Raw genomic sequence first — 1449 nt, 5'->3', positions numbered from 1 at the left:
CGAGACAGGAAGCGCAAGCGTCGCTGTTTTACGAGTTCTCGCTGGAGGATCATGTCCCGCAAGACCACCTTTTGCGCTCGATTGACCGGTTCGTCGATCTGGGCAGCATTCGCGCGCACCTTACGGATTTCTACAGCCACACGGGCCGGCCCTCCGTCGATCCCGAACTGCTGATCCGCATGCTGTTGGTTGGCTATTGCTTCGGTATTCGATCCGAGCGACGGCTCTGCGAAGAGGTGCATTTGAACCTGGCATACCGCTGGTTCTGCCGTCTCGACTTGAACGACCGGGTGCCAGACCATTCCACGTTTTCCAAGAACCGGCACGGCCGTTTCCGGGAAAGCGAACTGTTGCGTCGTCTGTTTGAGACAACTGTGGCACGCTGCATTGAGGAAGGTCTCGTCAGCGGCCAGCGCATGGCGATTGATGCCAGCCTGATCGAAGCCGATGCTAACAAACGGAACTCAACACCGAAGGAAGACTGGGACGCGGCAAGCATTGACCCGGCAGATGCGTCCCGCGCGGTCCGCGAGTATCTCGACACGCTGGACGAGGCGGCATTCGGCGCGGCCAGCGAGGTACAGCCCAAGTTCACCTCACATTCTGACCCCGCCAGCCAATGGACTGCAGCCCGCAAAGGCCCTGCATTCTTCAGCTATTCCGACAATTATCTGATTGATACGGATCACGGTGTAATCGTCGATGTCGAAGCCACCAGATCAATCCGACAGGCAGAAGTCGGTTCAACAAAGACGATGTTGAACCGGGTCAAAGACAAGTTCGACCTGCACCCAGAACGGTTAATCGCAGATACCGCTTACGGTTCCGGCCCCATGCTGGACTGGCTGGTGAAGCGCAAGATCGCGCCGCACATTCCCGTTATCGACAAAGCTGGCCGGACAGATGGCACATGGTCCCGTGCAGACTTTGAATGGGATCCCGAGAACAACCAATACATCTGCCCTGAGGGCGAAGCGCTCAAGCAGTTTCGTCGCAACTACTCTGATCCGAACCGTGGCCCGACGGGCAAGGGCGTGGCCAAGTATCAGGCCCTCAAACACACCTGCCTGGCGTGCCCGTCGAAGATGAAGTGCTGCCCAAACGCCGATGCTCGCAAAATCACCCGCGAAGAACATGAAGACGCACGCGATGTGGCACGCGCCATTCGCAAAACGCCCCAATACAAAGTCTCGGCAAAGCTCCGAAAGAAGGTTGAGATGCTGTTTGCCCACCTCAAACGCATTCTCGGGCTGGGACGACTCCGATTACGTGGCCCTTGTGGTGCAACCGACGAATTCCTCCTCGCCGCCACCGCCCAGAACCTCCGAAAACTGGCCAAGATCTTTCCCGCACCGCAGCAAACGAGCAAAGCCTGACAAGAAAGGCACTCGCGCTCAGTTCGGTACGCCTCTCTCTGCGCCAGCAACACGTTGTTTTTCAACAATATCG

1 protein-coding gene is annotated in these 1449 nt (G+C 57.6%); it reads left to right on the top strand.

Annotated elements, in window-relative coordinates; all coding sequences use genetic code 11:
- A partial coding sequence (locus tag ACR0BK_RS20335; RefSeq protein ID WP_480556062.1) for an IS1182 family transposase occupies positions 1 to 1376 on the top strand: 1376 nt, incomplete at its 5' end.
- Positions 1377 to 1449: the final 73 nt, after the last annotated feature.

It is taken from the genome of Ruegeria sp. AF1 (assembly GCF_056542125.1).
The sequence above is the reverse complement of the archived record's forward strand: the minus strand, read 5'-3'. Positions and strand labels throughout refer to the sequence as shown.